Source organism: Arthrobacter sp. ATA002, assembly GCF_026898095.1.
Taxonomy (GTDB): domain Bacteria; phylum Actinomycetota; class Actinomycetes; order Actinomycetales; family Micrococcaceae; genus Arthrobacter_B.
In genome coordinates, this window is record NZ_CP114015.1 from 2,102,435 (window position 1) to 2,120,625 (window position 18,191).

General features: G+C 65.7%; 15 protein-coding genes and 3 pseudogenes. 10 read left to right on the forward strand and 8 right to left on the reverse strand.

Annotated features, from left to right (window positions below):
- Window positions 1–12 precede the first annotated feature (12 nt).
- Window positions 13–1,500 (reverse strand): CoA-acylating methylmalonate-semialdehyde dehydrogenase, encoded by a 1,488-nt coding sequence (locus OL239_RS10310; protein WP_268908863.1) that lies wholly within the window; start codon window positions 1,498–1,500, stop codon window positions 13–15.
- A 135-nt stretch (window positions 1,501–1,635) separates the two neighbouring features.
- Here OL239_RS10310 and OL239_RS10315 point away from each other — a divergent pair, with 135 nt between their 5' ends.
- Together OL239_RS10315 and OL239_RS10320 are read left to right on the forward strand one after the other, a co-directional pair.
- On the forward strand, window positions 1,636–2,442 hold the full coding sequence (locus OL239_RS10315; RefSeq protein ID WP_268908864.1) for a PucR family transcriptional regulator ligand-binding domain-containing protein: 807 nt from the start codon (window positions 1,636–1,638) through the stop codon (window positions 2,440–2,442).
- The gene (locus tag OL239_RS10320) at window positions 2,334–3,449 is read left to right on the forward strand and encodes a PucR family transcriptional regulator (RefSeq protein WP_268908865.1); all 1,116 of its coding nucleotides are present in this window, start codon (window positions 2,334–2,336) and stop codon (window positions 3,447–3,449) included. The genes OL239_RS10315 and OL239_RS10320 overlap by 109 nt, the downstream gene beginning before the upstream one ends.
- On the opposite strand, the gene OL239_RS10325 is transcribed toward OL239_RS10320, so the two are convergent.
- A complete protein-coding gene (locus OL239_RS10325) occupies window positions 3,446–5,188 on the reverse strand; it encodes a transglycosylase domain-containing protein (RefSeq protein ID WP_442864294.1) in 1,743 nt (580 codons plus the stop codon). The two genes, OL239_RS10320 and OL239_RS10325, sit on opposite strands and share 4 nt — an antisense overlap.
- Window positions 5,165–5,973: pseudogene (locus tag OL239_RS20145) on the reverse strand (transglycosylase domain-containing protein); the annotation flags it as partial. The pseudogene OL239_RS20145 and the gene OL239_RS10325, both read right to left, overlap by 24 nt.
- 119 nt (window positions 5,974–6,092) lie before the next feature.
- Between OL239_RS20145 and OL239_RS10335 the strand changes: the two are divergent.
- From OL239_RS10335 to OL239_RS10355, 5 genes and pseudogenes are all read left to right on the forward strand, one after another.
- Window positions 6,093–6,815 (forward strand): TetR/AcrR family transcriptional regulator, encoded by a 723-nt coding sequence (locus OL239_RS10335; protein WP_268908868.1) that lies wholly within the window; start codon window positions 6,093–6,095, stop codon window positions 6,813–6,815.
- Window positions 6,812–7,560 (forward strand): annotated as a pseudogene (locus tag OL239_RS10340) (SDR family NAD(P)-dependent oxidoreductase). Before OL239_RS10335 ends, OL239_RS10340 begins: the two are co-directional and overlap by 4 nt.
- 251 nt (window positions 7,561–7,811) lie before the next feature.
- On the forward strand, window positions 7,812–9,593 hold the full coding sequence (locus OL239_RS10345; protein WP_268908869.1) for an HNH endonuclease signature motif containing protein: 1,782 nt from the start codon (window positions 7,812–7,814) through the stop codon (window positions 9,591–9,593).
- A gap of 328 nt (window positions 9,594–9,921) precedes the next feature.
- Complete coding sequence (locus tag OL239_RS10350; RefSeq protein WP_268908870.1) at window positions 9,922–10,542, forward strand: L-threonylcarbamoyladenylate synthase; 621 nt, start codon at window positions 9,922–9,924, stop codon at window positions 10,540–10,542.
- A 34-nt stretch (window positions 10,543–10,576) separates the two neighbouring features.
- A pseudogene (locus tag OL239_RS10355) lies at window positions 10,577–11,310 on the forward strand (DUF72 domain-containing protein).
- Between the two features lie 125 nt (window positions 11,311–11,435).
- On the opposite strand, the gene OL239_RS19505 reads toward OL239_RS10355, so the two are convergent.
- The 4 genes from OL239_RS19505 to OL239_RS10370 are packed head-to-tail and all read right to left on the reverse strand — an operon-like array spanning window position 11,436 to window position 12,733.
- A complete protein-coding gene (locus tag OL239_RS19505) occupies window positions 11,436–11,762 on the reverse strand; it encodes a sugar O-acetyltransferase (protein WP_329609191.1) in 327 nt (108 codons plus the stop codon).
- A gap of 2 nt (window positions 11,763–11,764) precedes the next feature.
- Window positions 11,765–12,013: a maltose acetyltransferase domain-containing protein gene (locus OL239_RS19510; protein WP_329609192.1), complete on the reverse strand. Its 249-nt coding sequence runs from the start codon at window positions 12,011–12,013 to the stop codon at window positions 11,765–11,767.
- A gap of 50 nt (window positions 12,014–12,063) precedes the next feature.
- A complete protein-coding gene (locus OL239_RS10365) occupies window positions 12,064–12,363 on the reverse strand; it encodes a transcriptional regulator (RefSeq protein ID WP_268908871.1) in 300 nt (99 codons plus the stop codon).
- A gap of 7 nt (window positions 12,364–12,370) precedes the next feature.
- Window positions 12,371–12,733, reverse strand: a complete 363-nt coding sequence (locus OL239_RS10370) for a hypothetical protein (protein ID WP_268908872.1) — start codon at window positions 12,731–12,733, stop codon at window positions 12,371–12,373.
- Between the two features lie 436 nt (window positions 12,734–13,169).
- On the opposite strand from OL239_RS10370, the gene OL239_RS10375 reads away from it, so the two are divergent.
- The 3 genes from OL239_RS10375 to OL239_RS10385 all read left to right on the forward strand — a co-directional run bounded on the left by OL239_RS10375 (window position 13,170) and on the right by OL239_RS10385 (window position 17,494).
- Window positions 13,170–13,328, forward strand: coding sequence for a hypothetical protein (locus OL239_RS10375; protein WP_268908873.1), 159 nt, complete (start codon window positions 13,170–13,172; stop codon window positions 13,326–13,328).
- Between the two features lie 5 nt (window positions 13,329–13,333).
- Window positions 13,334–15,604, forward strand: a complete 2,271-nt coding sequence (locus tag OL239_RS10380) for an alkaline phosphatase (RefSeq protein WP_268911736.1) — start codon at window positions 13,334–13,336, stop codon at window positions 15,602–15,604.
- Between the two features lie 675 nt (window positions 15,605–16,279).
- Window positions 16,280–17,494 (forward strand): bifunctional aspartate transaminase/aspartate 4-decarboxylase, encoded by a 1,215-nt coding sequence (locus tag OL239_RS10385; RefSeq protein WP_268908874.1) that lies wholly within the window; start codon window positions 16,280–16,282, stop codon window positions 17,492–17,494.
- Here OL239_RS10385 and OL239_RS10390 read toward each other — a convergent pair.
- Window positions 17,491–18,171, reverse strand: a complete 681-nt coding sequence (locus OL239_RS10390) for a response regulator transcription factor (protein ID WP_268908875.1) — start codon at window positions 18,169–18,171, stop codon at window positions 17,491–17,493. The two genes, OL239_RS10385 and OL239_RS10390, sit on opposite strands and share 4 nt — an antisense overlap.
- Window positions 18,172–18,191: the final 20 nt, after the last annotated feature.

Sequence of the window (18,191 nt, forward strand, 5' to 3'; positions counted from 1 at the left end):
GAGGTGCGCCGGTCAGGCGTTCTGCGGGAAGCCGAGGTTGATGCCCCCGTGGCTCGGGTCCAGCCAGCGGGTGGTAACCACCTTGCCACGGGTGAAGAACCCCACGCCCTCGGTGCCGTGGGCGTGGGTGTCGCCGAAGAGGGAGTTTTTCCAGCCACCGAAGGAATAGTAGGCCATGGGCACGGGCACGGGGACGTTGATGCCCACCATCCCCACCTCGACCTCATTCTCGAAGCGGCGGGCCGCCCCGCCGTCGTTGGTAAAGATGGCAGTGCCGTTGCCGTACGGGTTGGTGTTGATCAGATGCAGCGCATCTTCGTAACTGTTGACCCGGACGACGGAGAGGACCGGTCCGAAGATTTCATCCCGGTAAATGGACATGTCGGGCGCGACGTTGTCGAACAGTGTGGGGCCGACAAAGAACCCGTCACCCTCGGCGTCGGGAGTGACGGCGCGGCCGTCCACGACGACGGTGGCACCCGCGGCCTCGCCGGCGTCAATGTAACCGGCGACCCTGTCGCGGTGTGCCGCCGTCACCAGCGGTCCCATGTCACAGCCGCGGGTACCGTCGCCGGTGCGCAGCGCTTCGGTGCGCTCGGCGATCTTGCCCACGAGCTCATCGGCGATGTTTCCCACCGCGAGCAGCGCGGAAATGGCCATGCACCGCTCGCCGGCTGAGCCGAAGCCGGCGTTGACGGCGGCATCGGCGGCCAGGTCCAGGTCGGCGTCGGGCAGTACGATCATGTGGTTTTTGGCTCCGCCCAGGGCCTGCACGCGCTTGCCGTTGGCGGTGGCTGTCTCATAGACGTACTTGGCGATCGGCGTTGATCCCACGAAGGACACGGCCTTGATGTCCGGGTGGGTCAGGAGGGTATCCACGGCGGCCTTATCCCCGTGCAGGACGTTGAAGACGCCGTCGGGCAGCCCGGCTTCCTTCCACAGTTCGGCCAGCCAGTTCGCCGCGCTGGGGTCCTTCTCGCTCGGTTTGAGGACCACCGTGTTGCCGGCGGCCAGGGCGATCGGGAAGAACCACATGGGGACCATGGCCGGGAAGTTGAAGGGGCTGATGATGGCCACCGGACCCAGTGCCTGGCGGACGGAATGCACGTCCACATTCGTGGACGCGTTTTCGGTAAAGCTGCCCTTCAGCAGGTGGGGAATGCCGCAGGCAAACTCCACGACCTCCTGGCCGCGGCTCACTTCACCCAGGGCATCGTCGAGGACTTTGCCGTGCTCGGCGGTCAGGATGGCGGCCAGTTCGCCTTTGCGGGCGTTGAGTAGTTCCCTGAAGGCGAAGAGGATTTGCGTCCGCCGCGCCAGCGAGGTGTCGCGCCAGGCCGGGAAAGCGGCGGCGGCTGCCGCGACCGCGGCAGCGCCCTCCGCCCCGGTGGCCAGGGACACCTGGCCGGTGACCTTGCCCGTGGCCGGGTTGGTGACCGGGGCGGTGTTCGTGCCGGCTGAAACGTAGCTGCCGTTGATCCAATGCTTGATGCTGTCCACGGTCTCTCCTTGCGGGGCGGCGCCTGCGGCGCGTGTTCGGGGCTGGAAGTGCCTGGAAGCCAGTCTGCCGCGGTCCGGCCCGCCGCATAAGTAACAGTCTGTAAGCGGTACGCGGTGGTGCTTTACGCTGTGTAAATGCTGCCAACTGTCCGGTCCGTCCTTGACCTTCCTGTCCTCCGGGACGCCGAGCCCGCGCTGCTCGGTTCCGCACACGGTCTGGACCAGCCGGTCCGCTGGGTGCATGTCAGCGAAGTCCTGGATGTTTCCGGGCTGCTGGCCGGCGGAGAACTGGTGCTGACCACGGGCCTGGAACTCGAAAAGGATCCCGGCCGGACCGGCGTATTTGTCCGGTCACTGCAGGATGCGGGTGCGTCCGGCCTCATTGTGGAAGTGACCGGCGACCGGCAGGAAAGCCTGGACGCACTGGCCCTGGCGGCGTCGGCGGCCGCCCTGCCCGTCGTCGTCGTGCGCCGGAGGGTGCGTTTCGTCCAGATCACCGAAATAGTGCACCGCCTCATCGTGGCTGAACAGCTGGAGCGGGTGGAACGCGCCCGCGCCGTCCACGAAGCCTTCACGGTGCTGAGCCTGGAAAGTGCGGGAACCCAGCAGGTGGTGGACCGGGCCGCCCTGATGATCGGCGCTCCGGTGGTGCTGGAGGACCTTTCCCATCTGGTGCTGGCGTACGCTGCCGGCACCACGGACACCACGGTGCTGCTGGACGACTGGGAGCGGCGTTCGCGGGTCACCCCGCAACAGTGGAAACCTCCCGCGCGGGTGCCGGTGACTGGCTGCAAACGCCCGTGGGAGTCCGGCGGCAGATCTGGGGGCGGCTGGTGGTTCCGGCGGTACTGGACGACGACGGCGACGCCGGCATGGTGCTGGAACGTGCAGCTCAGACGCTGGCCATCAACCGGCTTGCCGAACGGGACCGGCGCGACCTGACCCGCCAGGCGCAGGCCGGGCTCCTCAACGTCCTGCGCCAGCCCCGGGGCCTGGGTGAGGGGGAAGCGCAGACCCGTGCTGCCGCCCTGGGACTGCGGCGGTCGGCGTTCTATCTTCCGGTAGTTTTCCGGAGCGGGCCGCCGGCGGGGGTGCCGGGAACCTCGGATCCGGACAGCGGCGGCGATCCGCTTGCCGGGCAGCAGGAGGAACGGGCCCTGCTGGAGCAGCTGGCCCGTGCCCTGAAATCCGTTCCCTGCACCGCCATCAGCGCGGTGATTCGTTCCGGTTCGGTCGGCATGATTCTGGCACTTCCAACGAAGCAGCTCGAGGATGAGGCGCTGCGCGCTCTGGCCGGAGCTTCCGCCGCCGAAAATGGGGACGGCAGGGAGTCCGGTGGTGCGGGTAACGCAAGCCGGGTGGACAGCGGGGCGGGTAACGCAAGCCGGGTGGACAGCGGGGCGGGTAACGCAAGCCGGGTGGACAGCGGGGCGGGCCGGAAAGACTCCGGGGCGGCCGGCGGTGCGGCCGGCGGTGCGGCCGGTGTGGACAGCCGCGCAGGCAGCCGCTGGACCATCGGCGTCGGGCACCTTCGCACCTCGCTGCTGGAAGCTGCCGCCGGCATCGATGAAGCCGTCCATGTCGCCGAAGCCGCCGCCACGCTGCCCGGGCACGGCAGGGAGTTTTTCCGGGCCACCGATATCCGGCTGCGGGGGCTGCTGGCCCTGCTGCGCAAGGACCCGCGGGTTCAGCAATTCGTGGAATCCGAGTTGCACGGAATCCTCCAGGCGGAGGCCCGCGGCGAGGAGGGTCATGTGGAACTGCTCCGGCATTTCCTGGAGTCCGGCGGCAACAAAACTGCGCTGGCCCGCACCAGTTACCTGAGCCGGCCCACCCTGTACTCCCGCCTTGGCCGCCTCGAGGAGCTTCTGGGCGTGGACCTGGACGACGCCGAGTCCCGAACCTCGCTGCACGTGGCCCTGCTGGTGCACCGGCTAAGGGCTCTCTAAGGCGCGGCGCCGGCCGGGTCCCGCTGCCAGTCAGTCCCACTGCCGCGGCGGGGTCCCGTTCTCACCGCGGCGCTTTGCTGCGAGTCAGCCCGGCTGCTAGTCGGAGGGCGCCCCGGGAGGGCTGTCGCCGGCGGCGGCATGGTTGGCTCCGGAACGGGGGCGGGAGCCGGAGCGGGCGCCGTCGGGGCCGGAACCTCCGGAACCTCGGGCTCCGCCGGGGCGGGGGCAGGGGCAGGCGCCGGGGCTGCGCCGGAACCATTGTCTGCACTGTTGTCGGGCGAAGCTTCCGGGGTCGGCGTCGGTTCCTCCTCCGGCTGCTCTTCAGGCTCCGGTTCCTCCCGTTCGGGGACCGGAGCGGGGGCAGGGACACGGTTCGGGTCGGTGAGCTCACCCGTGGAGTACAGCGGTGCAACGGCGCGCATGTACTCGGCCCACTGCGCGCCTGCGATGGTGGAACCGTCCACGTAGCTCCGGGTCACGCCGTTGATCGGCAGGTTGTTCAGCGAGGAGTAGGACGTCCAGTTGCCCACCCAGGACGCGGTCGAGATGCCCTGGGTGTAGCCCACGGTCCAGGTCTGTTCGGAGACGTCGGTGGTGCCGGTTTTCGCCGCCGCGGGGACGCCGAGCGGCGAGATCCCGCCGGGGCCGCTCTGTACGAGCTTCTGCATTGGCTCGGAGACCTCCTTCGCGACCTCCTCGGACATGGCGCGGGAGCACTGTTCCTCGGGTACCGCGTAGGACCGGCCCCTGGAGTCGGAAACCTGCGTCAGCGCGATGGGCTCACAGTATTCTCCCCCGCTGGCGAAGGTGGCGAACGCAGCGGCCATCGTCATCGGCGCCACTTCCTGGCCGCCAAGAACGAAGGAGGGGTTGTTGACTTCCAGCGGTTCGCCGTCGACGGCCCGGTGCACGCCCATGCGGGTTGCCGCGTCCCGGATGTCGCACAGGTCCAGCTGCGACGCCTGCGCCACAGTGGCTGTATTGGCGGACCAGGTCAGCCCGTCGCCCACGGTCATGCTGCGCTCGTAGCCCTCCTGGGCATTCTTGAACGTCCACTCATCAAAATAGGCGTCTTCGGGAAGGCAGCTGGCCGTCCAGTCGTATCCGGCGGGGTAGGTGGTGCGGGAAGCGTCGATGACGTCATCGATGCTGCCGCCGGCTTCGAGCCAGGCCACAGTGGTGAAGGGTTTCATGGTCGACCCCGGCTGGAAACCATAGGCCGTGCCGCCCTTGTCCGAGTCCACGTTGAAGTTCAGCTGGGTGTTTCCCGGGCCTTCTTCCGGTGTGTAGTTCGTGTTCTGCGCCATAGCCAGGATCTTTCCGGTTCCCGGCTCCACTGAAACCATGGCCGAGCCTGCCCCGGAAGCGTCTCCGGTGGGCACCTGGGCCTCGATCTGGGCCTGCGCCTGCTCCTGGAGCCTGGAATCGAGCGTGGTGGTGATGGTCAGGCCGCCGCGGGCCAGCAGCTTGGCGCGTGCGGTTTCGTCGACGCCGAACTCATCGGACGCCAGCACCACCTGTTCCACGTACGCGCAGAAGTACTCCGCCATCTCCGCACCCACGCAGCCGGAGCGGGCTGCGGGCTGGGGATTGAGCTGCAGGTCGGAGGCGACGGCGTCGTCGTACTCCTGCTGCGAAATCTTGTCGTAGCGCAGCATTGCGGCCAGCACCACGTCGCGGCGTTCCCGTGTGCCTTCGGGGTTCGTCAGCGGATTGAAGGTGTTCGGCGACTGGACCATTCCCGCCAGCATTGCCGACTGGGGAACGTTCAACTGTGCTGCGGGGATGCCGAAGAAGGTCTGCGCTGCCGCTTCGACACCGTAGGTGCGGCCGCTGAACAGGACGATGTTCAGGTAGCCTTCAAGAATTTCTTCCTTGGAGTATTCCTTTTCAACGGCGAAGGACAGCTTCGCTTCGCGGATCTTGTCGGTAATGTTCTTGGTTCCGCTGACCGTGAGCTCTTCAGCGCTCTTGCCTTCGGCCACGCCCTGGTCAATGAGCACGTTATTTACATACTGCATAGTCAGCGTGGATGCACCCTGGGTGCTGTCATTGGTCAGATTTGATGCGATGGCGCGGGCGACGCCCTTGACGTCCACTCCCCGTGCTCGTAAAAGCGGTTGTCTTCAATGGCGATGATCGCGTCCTGCATCGACGGCGAAATGTTCTCCAGTGTCACCGGTATCCGGTTTTCCGCGTAGAACGAAGCGATGAGCTGGCCGTCGGCGGAGTAGATTTTGGATCCCACGTCCAGCGGTCCGGTTTCAAGCTCGGCGGGCAGGTCCTCCAGGGAATCGAGAACCTGGTTGGCGCCGGAAGCAGCCACTGCCGTGGTGGGGATGAAGATGCCGGCCACGAGGGCGCCGCAGAGGGCGCTCACCGCCAAAAACAACACCAGCCGGCCGGAGGTGCCGAGTCTGCCCAGCAACGAGGAGTTGTTTTTTCGCATCCACCCAAGATACAACCCGATTCTGTAAAGCCCGTCTTGACGGCCTGCGTCACAACGAGTAAAGCGCCGCCGCATTCCGCCGTCGGCTGTGGTTTCCCCGCTGCCCGCTTCTCCCGGCTCCCCGGAAGTATGAGAAGAAGATCACACCGGTGTGTCTGCTTTCGGTGACACCCGGTCCCGTATACGCTGTAAACATGAATCCCCGTCCGGACCCTGACCGCAGCGTCCTCTCCGCGGCCGCCATCGCCGCCTGCGGCCTCGAATTGGCCGACCGGGAGGGTTTGGAGGCTGTTTCGATGCGGAACGTGGCGGACGTTCTCGGCGTATCGGCCATGGCGTTGTACCGCCATGTGGAGAACCGGGATGCCCTGCTGCTGGCGATGGCGGCTGAAGCGGCGCGGGACTTCGTGCTCGTGCCGCAGTCACCGTGCTCCTGGAAGGAAATGCTTCAACACATGGCTGTCGCCCAGTGGGACGGTTTCCAGCAGCACCCCTGGTTGCTGCAGATTGTCCTGGGCCCAAGCCGGTTGCTGGACATGGCCCCCACCAAAGACCTGGAAGTGCTTCTGCAGGCGCTGCAGGCGACCGGCCTCCCGGAGGATGACTGCTTTGACTGTGTGCTGGGGATTTCCGGCATCGTGATCGGAACTGCCGTGCTGGCCCTTGCCGCAAATCCGGGACCCGGGCGGTACCGCCCCACCCGGCCCAACGCCGTCGTGCCCCTGGACGCGGACGACGGCGCTGCGCCCGGATCACTCACCGCCGCGTTCCGCGGACGGGGCATTACCTATGACGCCTCCCGCCGGTCCCTGGACTTTGCAGTGGAGAGTTTCCTCCTGGGTATTGAAGACCGAATCACAGCAAGCATCCGGATGCGGCATGACAAGCACTCCGGCTTAGAGAAGGAGCAGCAGTGAAACTCATCAACAAAACGGCCATTGTTACCGGCGGTGCCGGGGGCATCGGCCAGGGCATTGTCCGGCATTTCCTGTCCGAGGGCGCCAAAGTCGCCGTCGTGGACATCAACGAGGACCAGGGCGACAAGCTCGTGGCCGAACTGGCCGACCTGGGTGAGCTAATTTTCATCCGCAAGGATATTTCGCTGCCGGAAAGTGCCGCCGAAATTGTGGCGGAAACCGTGGCCCGCTTTGGCGGTCTGGACATTCTGGTCAACAACGCCCACGCCTCCAAGCAGGCACCGATCCTGGAGACCACGCCGGAGATCTGGAACCTGTCCTTCGGCACCGGAACCTTGGCCACGCTGTACCTGATGCAGGCGGCCCATCCGGAGCTGAAAAAACCCGCGGCAGCATCATCAACTTCGGATCCGGCGCCGGAATCAAGGGCCTGCCCAACCAGGTCGCCTACGCCGCAGCCAAGGAGGCTATCCGTGCCATTAGCCGCACTGCTGCCAACGAGTGGGCAGGGGACGGCATCCGCGTCAACGTCGTCAGCCCTGTCGCTCTGACTCCGGGCATCGTGCAGTGGAGTGAGGCCTACCCGGAGGCCTACCAGGAAGTTGTGAAGGGCGTTCCGCTGGGCCGTCTGGGTGATCCGGAAAAGGACATCGCACCGATCGTTGCCTTCCTGGCCAGTGATGAGTCCCGTTACATGACCGGCCAGACACTGATGGCCGACGGCGGCAGCATCAAGCTCTACTAGTAGGCCGGACCGTGCGGCCGGGTCCGGCGGCCGGAACACGGCTGGGCCCGGCCTCACCGTGCGGCTGGGCCCGGCCAACCACGTTCCGCAGGGTTTCCCGCGGAGCATTGCTGGACGCAGGTATCTGCTTCGGGACCCAGGTATCCGGTCGCAAAAGACGGGTATTTGAGAATGCCGAAAAGCGCGTCTAGAGACCCGTTTGGGGCTCTCTTCGCGCCAGAAATGTCAGTGCCAGGTGAAACCCTGAAGGCATGGATCAGAACGGGTCTTTTCCCGGCACGGACAACGGGCAGGCAGCAGCCGGCAGCCTGTCGGTATTCGTTGCCCGGCCTTCTGTTCCGGGGACTTTGCCGGACGTGGAACCCCGCGGAGCGGATCCCGCGGGCCGCAACACAAATCCCCTCGGCAGTGAGGTGACGCCCGTTTGCAGTGAGCTGACGCCGGAAGGCAGCGAGCTGGAAACCGAAGGCAGTAGCTCTCGGGACGCCGACACCGTGTACCCGGACGGCCTCACCGGATCACTGGCGCTGCGGAGCGTCGAAGTTCTGAACGAGGAAGAATCCGGCAGCGTACTGTCCCGTCTGAATCACCTGGCGCGGTGGGTGCAGGCCCAGCAGGCAAAGGTCCTGAACCGCATGCAGAACATCTACGAGAATGAGAGCATGTTCGTGTCCGGCCTGCCGGACTCCGGGATGGCGTTCAGTCTGGCTGCCGAGGAGGCTGCCGCAATTCTGGGAGTGCCGACCGGTACCGGGAAAGCGTTGATGAGCGAGGCCGGTGACCTTTGTACCTCCAACACCGCCACTCTGGAGAGTCTGGAGGCCGGAGGCATCAGTTACGGGCATGTTTCGACGGTACTGGAACAGTGTGTGGGCATTGATCCGGCCGAAGTGCAGTCGTTCGAGACCGAACTGCTGGGCCTTGCAGCCGGACAGACAAAAGCGCAGTTTCGGGTTCGGGCGCAGCGGCTCCGGGAGAACAAGTATCCGGAGACGATTGTTGAACGACAGCGGACCGCTTTTGACCAGCGGCGGGTGTGGTTGCGTCCGGAACCGGATGGAATGTCCTGGCTGTCCGCAATCCTGCCGGCCGAAACGGCACAGGGGATCTTCAACCAGCTCACTACAGCAGCGCGGGGCGAGCAGGCGGCTGGAGATCCGCGGTCGGTGGACCAACTGCGCACAGACATCCTGACCGATCATTTGGGCGGCCATAGCCACAGCGACTGTCATTGCGACAACGGTGATGCCCGCAAGAGCCGTAGCCGCCGCACTGGCCACAGCAGAGGCAACGGTAGGGCAAACAGCGGCAGCGGGGCTGGAAGGGACGGTGCTGGAAGGGACGGGGCTGGAAGGGACGCCGCCGGGATGGACGGTGCCGGGCGCGGTTCCTGCCGCATCGGGCACGGTCCCAGGGCCCGGACCGAGATCGTGGTTATCATCAATGCCGAAACTCTCTTCGGTGCTGACGATCAGCCGGCAGAACTCCTCGGTTGCGGACCGATCAGCCCTGAGCGGGCGCGGCGGATGGCCCGCACTGCCGTTAAATGGACTCCGGTTGAGCGGAATCCAGACGGTGACGAGATTTTACGGGTCGGACGAAGCCGGCGAGTCTCCACCGGCCTGAAACGGTTCCTTCGGGCCCGGGACGGGACCTGCAGGTTTCCGGGCTGCCGGATCAATGCCGTGATTTCCGAGATCGACCACACCAAACCGTGGGCGCAGGGTGGCGCCACTGATCACGACAACCTGGAACACCTGTGCCGCCGCCATCACATGTTCAAAACCGAGGGATATTGGAAGGCACATCAGCCGAGCCCGGGCATCATCGAATGGACGTCCCCCGGCGGCAGGCGATACTGCACCGAACCGGACCTTACCCTGGTCCGGAATACGAAGGGCCCCGATCCGGCCCTGGATCCGTCAAATCATCAAGGCGGAACGGCGTCACCGCTCAAAGCAACCGTGGCGGATGATGACGGGTCCAATCCGGCGGACCCGGACGACTATGGAGATGACCCGCCACCGTTCTAGGCGAGGTGGGGAGCAAGCTCCGCCCTGGCCTGGAGCTCCACTGGCTCAGGTCCCGGCCCTGGAGCTCCACAGCCCGTGCCTCTGACCCCGGCCTTGGAGCTCCACAGCCCCTGACTCTGAGCTCGGCCACGACCCCGGCCCCTGCGCCCGGCCACGGCCTCTGCGCTCGGCCACGACCCCGGCCCGGCCCCCCAACTCCGGCCACGGCCACGGCGCCCGGCCACGGCCACGGCCCCTGCGCTCGGCCACGGCCCCCAACTCCGACCACGACCCCGGCCCCCTGCCACCAGCCTGCAGGAGCGCCCATCATCAGCGGTAAGCTCAGGGCATGGCACGATACTTTGACATCCACCCGGAGAACCCGCAGCAGCGCACGATTGGCCAGGTTGTGGCGATCCTTCGCTCGGGCGGGTTGATCGCCTATCCCACAGATTCCTGTTATGCCCTCGGTGCGCAGTTAAGCAACAAGGACGCACTGGACCGAATCCGTTCCATCCGTGAATTGGACGACAAGCACCACTTCACGCTGATGTGCAGGGACTTCGCGCAGCTGGGACAGTTCGTCAAGATGGACAATGACGTCTTCCGCAGCATCAAGGCAGTGACCCCAGGCAGCTACACCTTCATCCTTCCGGCGGTAAAGGAAGTTCCGCGCTGGTTGTCGCAGCCCAAGAAGAAGACCGTGGGAGTCCGCATTCCCGACAACAAGGTAGTCCAGGCGCTGCTGGAAGAACTGGGTGAGCCGCTGATTTCCAGCACGCTGCTGCTGCCCGGCGAGGACGATCCCCTGACCGAGGGCTGGGAGATTAAGGAACGCCTGGACCACCAGGTGGAAGCCGTCGTCGACGCAGGATTCTGCCCGCCGGACCTCACCACCGTCGTCGACTTCTCCAGCGGTGAACCCGAAATCGTCCGGTACGGCACGGGAGACCCCTCGCGCTTCGAATAAGCGCACGGTCAGTCCGTCTGGCAGGCTGGGAGCCATGGCACTGCATATTGGCACTTCAGGCTGGAGCTACAACCACTGGCGGAACGTGCTGTATCCGCCCGGACTCCCCAACCGAAGGTGGCTCGAGACCTACGCGGCTGAGTTCGACACGGTCGAGTACAACGGGAGCTTTACCGCTGGCCGCGTGAACCAGCGTTTGCTGCCTACCGCGACCGCTTGCCCGCAAATTACCAGTTCTCGGTCAAAGCTCCCCGCGGACTGACGCACGCCCGGAAGCTGCGCGAACCGGAAGAATGGATCGGGCGCATCAGCCGCTGCTGGAAGGAACTGGACGACAAGGCCGGCGTCCTGATCGTGCAGCTGCCGCCGGATATGGAGCGCGACGACGCCCGGCTGGACTACTTTTTGTCCGTCCTCCCGCGGGACATCAAAACGGCGGTGGAGTTCCGTCATCCCAGCTGGGAGACCGATGACGTGTACAGCCTGCTGTCGCGGCACGACGCCGCCTACACCGTCATGAGCGGAGCGCGCCTTCCGTGCAACCTGCTGGCCACGGCGTCGTTTGTGTATGTACGCATGCACGGCCCGGACCACGAAGACCTCTACGCAGGCTCCTACAGCGATGCCGACCTGCGCTGGTGGACGGACCGGATCCGGGAGTGGGAGCGGTCCGGCAAGGATGTGTACGTGTACTTCAACAACGACGGCGAGGGCCACGCCGTGCGCAACGCACGGACGCTGCGTGCGCTGCTGGCCGGGGAAAGCTAGCTGGTCTCAGGAATGGTCATCTCAGGAATGGTCATGTTGTTCTGTGTAACGGCAGGCGGCGGAAGTGTCGCCAGGATGCCCCGGAAGCACCGGCAGCGGGTTCGAACGGACGGGCTTTGGATCCGCTAGAGGTTTTTCACTACCCGTGCCGGGTTTCCGACCACCACCACGTTGGCCGGCACATCGCGGGTAACGACGGCTCCGGCGCCGATCACCGAGTTCTCCCCCACCGTCACACCCGGAAGGACGATGGCTCCGCCGCCGATCCACACGTTGTCCCCGATGACGATTGGCCGGGCGGCCTCCAGTTTGTCCCGCCGGGGACCGGGCTCCACGGGGTGGGTGGGAGTCAGGAGCTGTACGTTTGGACCGATCTGGACATCGTCGCCGATTGTTATGGCAGCAACATCCAGCGCCGTGAAACTGTAGTTGATGAAGGTACGTGATCCCACGGTCAAGTATTTGCCGTAGTCCACATAAATGGGCGGACGAATTTCAGAACCCTCCCCCAGACCGCCCAGCAGCTCGCCGAGAATCTCCGCTGCCCCCTGCGGTCCTGCGCCCAGGTCCGGTTGTAACGGTCGGCCAGTTCAAGGGCCCGAATGCTGTCCCGCGCCAGTTCCGGATCGTCTGCTATGTAGAGGTCGCCGGCTTCCATCCGTTCCCGCATCGAGCGGGTATCTCCGGCAAAGTGGTCGGTCATGGCGGATTAGTCCTTCGGTCGGGAACTTCCACCATACCGAGAGGTGCCCGTCAGCGGCTGTCGGCCTGGCCTGCCATGGCCCGCAGGGCGGCCAGATGGCCCCGGACGGCCCGGCGGCCCGCCGGCGTCAAAGCCACCCAGGCGCGCGGCCGGGGCACCCCTTTCTCCCGGGTCACGACGGCGAACCCGGCTTCCGCCAGGACCTTGAGCTGCCGGCTCAGCGCGGACTCGCTCAGGCCGAGCCCATCACGCAGGATCGAGAAAGCCACTTCCTCATTGGCCAGCAGGAAAGCGCAGATCCGAATGCGCTGCTCCGGGTGGATAACGGAGTTGAATTCGGGGACGGTCACGGGAGGATCACCGGAGTGCCGCAGCGGCGCTGAGCCCCGTGCGGCGGAACCGGCCGACGCTCCAGGTGCAGGCCGTGGTCACGATCCCGAGCAGGACAGCGGCCGCGACAACGAAAGCCACGTGGCCCGTGGTCTTGAGCAGGAACAGGGCAGAAGCACACAGGGCACCCCCGAGGATCACGAAAACCGCTGCCGGCACCCGGAATCCGGGCGCAAAGTAGGTCTTTTCAGGTGAAGCACCAGTGCTTCGGCGTGCCGCGGCTTCCAGCGCCAGCGGCCCCAGAATTCCACCCACGACAACACCGGTAATAGTCAGCCACGGAACGGCAAAGGAACCCAGGGCCAGTGCGGCCGACAGACCCAGTCCCATCGCATACCACCCCGGCCGGACTCCGGCGCGGGCCCCTTCCTCAGGGCTTCGTCGGCCTCTTGGAGAATGTTCCGGGCCTCCTGCGAATCATGGTTGTTCATTGTCAGCTCCCCCGATTGATAAGTCTCCAGAGCCTATTTCAGAGTTTCCAACTGCGCAAGAGTGAAAGCACGGCAGCTTCCGGCCCGGACCGATCCCTTTTCCCTCATCCGGCAGAAAAGCAAGAGCCAGGGTGCGAAACGTATCCGGTCCCAGGCTATTCGCTGCGCCGGACGTCTTCCGCTTGACTGCCGGGGTCCGGGTGAGAACTCTTGACGCTACAGGGGGCGCAGAAGCCCCGCGAGGCACATGCGCCACGGGGGACAGCTTAGCCGGGGGACAACTTTAGGGGCCGGGACACTGCCGGACCGTCACCGTATCCGGGAGGAACGCCGCTGTGAAGTATTCAAACGCTGGAAAGACCATCAAACGGGGGGTGACGACGGCGGCCGTTGCCGCCGTCGTCATGTCGGGAACCGTCGCCGCTCCTGCAATGCAGGGAAACGGGCACGGAGGAGGGAACGACGGCGGCGGCTCCCCGGAGCGCGGAACGTGATTCTTATGGTCGGAGACGGCATGGGCCCGGGGCAGCGGGAGGCAATCCGTCTGGCGCTGGTGGGACTGACCGGAGAACTGGAGATGGATTCACTGCCCTCCGTCGGCCGGGTGCACACCAATTCCGCCGACCCGGAAACCTTCGTCACTGATTCAGCCGCCGCCGCAACGTCGATGGCTACGGGAGTGAAGACCTACAACGGTGCAGTGGGCGTGGACCTCAACCAGCAGCCGGTTCCCACAGCCCTGGAGATCGCCGAGGAACTGGGCAAGTCCACCGGACTGGTCACCACAAGCAACGTTACTGACGCCACACCCGCAGCGTTCGGCTCCCATGTGCTGGACCGGGACGAGCAGAGTGCCATTGCGCGGCAGTTCCTGGAGAGCAGCCGTCCCGAAGTCATTCTCGGCGGCGGTGAAGACCACTGGTATCCGGCGGGAAATCCGGGGCAGTTCCCAGACAATCCGCCGGAGGACCCGTCCGAGGAGAGCGCCGGAACCGAGGGAAACCTGGTGGAAGAGGCCCAGGACCTGGGCTATGAATACGTCTGGGATCTGGAGGGCCTGCAGGAAGCGGACTCCCCCATGCTGCTGGGCCTCTTCGCCAACGAGGAAATGTTCCAGTACGGCGACGACGTCGAGGAACTGTACCAGCCAACCGTGCCCCTGACGGAGATGACGGCCAAGGCGCTTGAGGTGCTCACCTCCGGCGGGTCGGACGGCGGCGGTAATGGAGACGGCGACGGCGGTAATGGAGGCGGCGACGACAGCGCCACGAATGACAGCGGCCAGCTCAACGGCAGCAGGAACGACGAAGGCAAGGGAAAAGGCCACGGCAAGGGCGGCGGCAACAACGGCACCGGCGGCGACGGCTTCTTCCTCATGGTGGAGGAGGAAGGCATTGATTCTTTCAGTCACGTCAACGACGCCGAGCTGACCATCGACTCGGGTATCGAGTTTGACCGTTCAGTCGCGCTGGCAAAGGACTTCGCAGAGCAGGACGGGGACACCCTGCTGATTGTGGTGGGTGATCACCAAACGGGAGGCATGACCATCGAAGCTGTCGACGTGCCCGAACCCGGTGAGGAACCGGATGAGTCCGGCGACGGCCTGTCCGCCGAGGACGGGCCGCTTCCGGTCGCCAACTCCAATCAGCAGTTCATGGTGGACTGGACCACCGGAGGACACACTGCCCTGGACGTTCCCCTGACGGCCATGGGCCCCGGATCCGAACAGCTGACCGGAGTGTATGAAAACACCCGGATCTTCGATGTCATGGTTGAAGCGATGCGTGCCGGGGCGCAGGACAGCGGCGGTAACGGGGACGGGGACGGCGGGGGCCACGGCTGGCACCCTTCCAAAACCCGCTTTGACCTCCAGTCCCACCGCGGCGGGCGCGGCGAATACACAGAGGAATCCCTCACCGCCTTTGCACGCTCGCTGGAGCTAGGCGTCACCACCCTGGAACTGGATACGCACCTGACCGAAGACGGCCGGGTCATCGTATGGCATGACGACATCATCATGCCGGAGAAGTGCCGCGACACTGCGCCCGCCCAGGCTGCGGACCCCGAATTCCCGTACGTGGGTGACCGCGTGGCGGTCCTGGATCTGGCCCAGATAAAGACTCTGGACTGCGGTTTCCAGCAGCTGCCGGGCTATCCGGCGCAGGACGTCGTCGAAGGCAACCGCATTGCCGAACTTCGTGACGTCTACGCACTGGCGGATGCCTACGATGCCCGGAAAATCCGCTTCAACGTCGAAACCAAGGTCGAGGAGGGCCTGGAAGGCGGTCCGGAAATGGAAGCCCTCGTTCGCGCCGTCGTGGCCGAAGTTGAAGCGTCAGGCCGGGAACGCCGCACCACCATCCAGTCCTTTGACTGGGCAGCGCTGAATCTCGTGGCTGAAATCGCGCCGGACCTCAAGCTGGTGGCACTGGCCGAAGATGCCGTTGCCCTGCAGGTGGGCCAGCCCGGTGCCGCACCCCAGCTGGGCGGTCTGGATATTGACGATTACAACGGATCGCCGGCGCTCGCGGCGGACGCGGCCGGATACGACGTCCTGTCCCCGCTGGCCACAACGGTGACGGCGCAGCTGATCCAGGAAGCGCACGACGCCGGCCTGCCGGTCATTCCCTGGACGGTCAACACGGCGGAGGCCATGAATGCCCTGATGGATTTGGGTGTGGACGGACTCATCACCGACTATCCGACCCTGCTGCGTTCGGTCATGGCGGAGCGCGGCCTGAAGCTGCCGCGGGCCTACAACCGCTCGTAGCACGCGGCAGCGGGAAGGAACAGCAAAGGACTTGTGCGGATAGGACCCGTGCGGAAAGGGGACGCATGGAAAGGGGACGCATAGAAAGGAACCGTAACCAGAACCCGAACCGGAGCGGCCAGGGCCCGGGCTCGAACCCGAACCCGGCTGACCCAGCGGACACCGCCACGGCTGCTCCGGCCGGCTTGGACCCCGCCACGGCTGCTCCGGCCGGTCTGGATCCCGCCACGGCCGGTCCGGCCGGTCTGGATTCTGCTGCTCCGGCCGGCCTGGACCCTGCCGCCCTGGCGGGGCTGAGTCCCTTGAGCTGAAGGACCGGCTGATCAGGCTCGCGTCGTCGAACCGCGACCGGCTGATGCTGAACGCCGGCAGGGGCAATCCGAATTTCCTGGCAACGCTGCCCCGGCGGGCGTTCCTGGCACTGGGAGAGTTTGCCGTCTCCGAATCGGAGCGCTCGTATTCCTATCTGGACAGTGGCTTCGGCGGCCTGCCCGAAACACGGGGCATGCTTGAACGCTTCAACGCGTTTGTGGTCCACGCTCCGCAGCGTGAAGGCCTCGGCTTCCTTCATTCGGCACTCAGCTACGTCCATGACCACCTTGGACTGGACCGGGAGGCTTTCCTGGCGGAAACCGTGACCGCCTTCCTGGGCTGTGAGTATCCGGGCCCTCCCCGGTGCTGCCGCATGCGGAAGAAGTGCTGCGCGCATACTTGGCGCAGGAGCTGTTCGGGCCCCGGCCCGCGGCAGGGACCTTCGATGTTTTTCCCACCGAGGGCGGCACCGCGGCCATGACATATCTTTTCTCCAGCCTGGCCGCCAACGGGCTGCTGGTACCCGGAGACCGCATCGCTATTGCCGTTCCGGTCTTCTCGCCCTATCTGGAGATCCCCGTGCTGCCGGACTACGGACTGGAGCCGGTCCTGCTGCGGATGGACGAAACCGCGGACTGGCGGCTTCCGGACTCCGAGCTGGAAAAGCTCCGCGACCCGGCGGTAAAAGTGTTCTGCCTCGTCAATCCGAGTAACCCGCCGTCCTCCCAACAGCCACGGGAAGTCCTGGATGCACTCGCCCGGCTGGTCACCGAGGAACGCCGGGACCTGATCATCATTACCGACGACGTCTACGGCACGTTCGCGGACAACTTTGTCTCGGTTTTCGCGGCATGTCCGCGCAACACCCTCTGCGTCTATTCCTTCTCAAAGTACTTCGGGGCCACCGGCTGGCGGCTGGGGACCGTCGCCCTGCACCGGAACAATGTAGTTGACGCACTCCTGCGGGACCTTCCCGCAGCGGTGAAACGGCGGTTGGACTCCCGCTACTCCTCCCTCACGGCCGACGCCGGGCACCTGGCCTTCATCGACCGGCTTGTCGCCGACAGCCGCACGGTGGCGCTGAACCACACGGCCGGACTCTCCGGACCGCAGCAGCTCCAAATGGTCCTCTTCGCCCTGCACGGACTGACGGACCGCCTGCACCGGTACCAGGACGCAGCCAAAGACCTGATCCGGGGACGGTACGGCACCCTGTACCGCAGCATGGGGGTAGCTGCGGAGCTCGGGCCCGACGACGTCGGCTACTACAGCCTGATCGATCTGGAGAAACTGGGCGAAAGGCTGCACGGCACCGCGTTCCGGGACTGGCTGGCCTCCCGCCCTGACCTCGGCCTGCACTTCCTGCTCCGGCTGGCGGCGGAAACCGGTGTGGTGCTGCTGCCGGGCAGCGGATTCGACGCGGGGGCTCCCTCCGTACGGGTGTCCCTGGCGAACCTGACGGACCACGAGTACCGCTCCATCGGGGCGGCCACGCAGCGCCTTGTGGAGGAGTACTACGCGATGTTCAGCGGCGGTGATCCGACGGGCCCGCTGCCCGCGGCCGGAAAACAGCCCTAGCCTGCGGGCATGAACCGGTAGCCCATCCCGTGTTCGGTCATGAAATGCACCGGAGCCGCCGGATCGGCTTCCAGCTTGCGGCGCAGCTGCCCCATATAGAGGCGCAGGTAGCCGGTGTCGGTGGTCCCGGGGCCCCAGACTTCGTGGAGCAGGGAGGGCTGGCTGACGAGCCGGCCCGGATGCCGGACCAGCGCTTCCAGCAACCGCCACTCGGTCGGGGTGAGGCGGATGGTGGAACGGTCCGACATCCGGACCACAGCTTTTGCCGCCAAATCCACCCGAACATCTCCGAACACCACTTCGGACTGCTCCGGGACCACGGGCGTGCGGCGGGTCAGGGCACGGATGCGGGCCATCAGCTCCTCGGTGGAAAAGGGCTTGGTGACATAGTCGTCGGCCCCCAGATCCAGGGCACGGACCTTATCCGCCGAGTCCGTCCGGCCGGAAATGACGAGGATCGGAGCACGGCTCCAGCCACGGACGGCCTCGATAACTTCCATGCCGCTGAGCTTGGGCATGCCCAAATCCAGGACAATCAGGTCGGGATGGTCCTCCACGGCCCGGCGGACTGCAGCTGCGCCGTCGGCAGCCGTGACCACGTCGTAGCCGTAGGCGGACAGGGTGATCCGGAGGGCCCGGAGGATCTGGATGTCGTCGTCGGCGACGAGGACTTTCATCGGTTCCCCGGCTCCCTGGC